This window comes from Sorangium sp. So ce296 (genome assembly GCF_051529605.1).
Taxonomy (GTDB): Bacteria; Myxococcota_A; Polyangia; order Polyangiales; family Polyangiaceae; genus Sorangium; species Sorangium cellulosum_D.
Genome location: NZ_CP150325.1, coordinates 7,474,933 through 7,477,678, shown reverse-complemented (window position 1 = coordinate 7,477,678; position 2,746 = coordinate 7,474,933). Strand labels below are relative to the sequence as shown.

1 protein-coding gene is annotated in these 2,746 nt (G+C 64.9%); it reads left to right on the top strand.

The window, feature by feature from the left end; genetic code table 11:
* The first annotated feature begins 793 nt into the window (after nucleotides 1–793).
* On the top strand, nucleotides 794–2,224 hold the full coding sequence (atpD, locus tag WME98_RS27905) for a F0F1 ATP synthase subunit beta (RefSeq protein WP_044987500.1): 1,431 nt from the start codon (nucleotides 794–796) through the stop codon (nucleotides 2,222–2,224).
* Nucleotides 2,225–2,746: the final 522 nt, after the last annotated feature.

Here is a 2,746-nt window from a genome sequence, read left to right as displayed (position 1 = left end):
AGGCCGCGGGATGTTAGATCAAACAGAAAGCCGTGCCACATGTTTGAGACGGAATAATTTGACACTAACACGATGATTTAACCACGATACAATATTACATTCACATTGAATGCACATGCACGGATGTGTCCGGTCAGAGCCGAGGTCCGGGCGAGCCCGGGCCTGAACGTCGAAGCCGTGCCCCAATACGACACGAGAAGCCACGAGAGACGTTTCCCGCACACCGAGAGTCGTTTGACCCTATGCGAGCACATCATCCAGGAGGCTCTGGGATCGGGCCCAGGTCCATAGGAACCATGGCGCGAGCTCAGGTCACTTGGACGTTGCCTGGATGCCATCCGCTGGATACCAGAGGTACACAATCCCTTGCTCACGTGACGCCGCATCACCGCGATGGCTCACCCTTGACAACCACCATCAAACCGTGCTTCGGGGGGCTCCCCGTGCTCACATGATTCGCCGGAGCGGGCCGCGCGCAGGGGAGTCAAGGGCATCGCCGCGAAGGGGGGTGATGCCGCCGTGCGCTCTTGCTGAGCCGGCCGCACCGCCTCCCGCCCGGGTTCAGGCGAGGACGCCCTCCTCTTTCTCCGTCCCATCCATCCTCGCGACGCCTTCGTGGGTGTCCACAGGAGCGGGGGAGGATCGCGCGCCACGGCACGCGCGGACGCCTCCGTGCAGCGAGGCACACATCCGGCTCCGATGTAATCCAAAGTAGCATCTTATCGGACTTGTTGGACACGCAAGCGCTGTGCTAGGGTGCCGCGGATTTCACTGGTTACGTAAGGAAGGCCCCATTTCCATGGTTGTTGGAAAAATCACCCAGGTCATCGGCCCCGTGGTCGACGTCGAGTTCCCGTCAAGCCAGCTGCCCAGGATTCTGAATGCTCTCAAGGTGACCAGCCCGAGCATTTCCGCCGAGCCCGACAACTTGGTGCTCGAAGTAGCCCAGCACCTCGGCGAGTCAACCGTTCGGGCGCTGGCGATGGATTCAACGGACGGCTTGATGCGAGGGATGGAGGTCCGTGACACCGGCGCGCCGATCATGATGCCGGTCGGCGAAGAATGCCTCGGCCGCATCCTCAACGTCGTCGGGACCCCCGTCGACGGAGGTGAGCCCGTGAACGCGAAGCAGTTCGCGCCTATCCACAAGGAACCGCCCGCCTTCGTGAGCCAGTCCACGAAAGTCGAGGTATTCGAGACGGGCATCAAGGTCATCGATCTGCTCGCGCCTTACCGCAAGGGAGGCAAGATCGGCCTGTTCGGCGGCGCCGGCGTCGGCAAGACGGTCATCATCCTGGAACTCATCAACAACGTCGCCAAGGCGTACGGCGGCGTCAGCGTGTTCGCCGGCGTTGGCGAGCGCACCCGCGAGGGCAACGATCTGTACCTCGAGATGAGCGAGTCGAAGCTCGAGACCGGTGAGCCGGTCATCTCCAAGACCGCGCTCGTCTATGGCCAGATGAACGAGCCACCCGGCGCCCGCGCCCGGGTCGCGCTGTCCGCCCTCACGGTGGCAGAGCACTTCCGCGATGAACAGGGACAGGACGTGCTCCTGTTCGTCGATAACATCTTCCGCTTCACGCAGGCCGGCTCCGAGGTCTCCGCCCTCCTCGGCCGCATCCCGAGCGCCGTCGGCTACCAGCCCACCCTCTCGACCGAGATGGGCGCGCTCCAGGAGCGGATCACCTCGACGACCAAGGGGTCGATCACCAGCGTCCAGGCGATCTTCGTCCCGGCAGACGATCTCACCGACCCTGCGCCGGCGACGGCGTTCGCGCACCTGGACGCGACCACGGTGCTCTCGCGCGCGATCAGCGAGCTTGGTATCTACCCGGCCGTCGATCCGCTCGACTCCAGCTCGACGATGCTCGACCCGATGATCGTCGGCGAACGACACTACAACGTGGCCCGTCGCGTGCAGCAGACGCTCCAGCGCTACAAGGACCTCCAGGACATCATCGCCATCCTCGGCATGGACGAGCTCAGCGAGGGCGACAAGCTGATCGTCGCGCGCGCCCGCAGGATACAGCAGTTCTTGTCGCAGCCGTTCTTCGTTGCGTCTCAGTTCACGGGCCGGCCGGGGAAGCTCGTCCCCATGAAGGACACGATCGATGGCTTCGAGGAGATCCTCGATGGCAAGCTCGACCACGTCGCAGAGCAGGACTTCTACATGGCCGGAGGCATCGACGAGGTGAAGGCCCGGAGCGCTTCGAGCTCCGCCTAGTGCCTAGTCCCGCCCGCCAGAAGTCCGGCCAGGGATGGCCGGACTTCTGCGCCGCTTCGCGGCGGTTTCGCGCGGGCGGAACTAGTTTTGTTTCCTCGGGGCTCCGCCCCGAACCCCGGCGTCCGCTTCGCGGCCGCCCTAGCCTAGCTCGGCACGGCCCATCCCATGGGGCCTTTGCCTGGAGGCCCTGCGCCCCCACGCACCCGTCGCTGCCCCTGGGCCTGCACGGCTTGCAAGGCTCGACTCATCCCTCCAGCGGTCCTGTCGTCTCCGCCTGCTCGATCCCCGCGAGGCCCACGCACCAGCACGGCTCGCCACGGCGGATCGGCGAGCACCATCGCCACAGCTCCGGTGGGCAACCGTGGTGCGGTCGCGTCGTGCGCGTGGCACTTCTTGTTGTTGCCGAGCAGGCTGTTTGATGGCCGGAAGATCCGGCTCCGTGATGGCCGTCATCGAGCTGGATCTCCGCTCACCGCGATTGCAACGAGGCGAGGCGCCGGGTGACTGCGGCGGTCGCAGAGC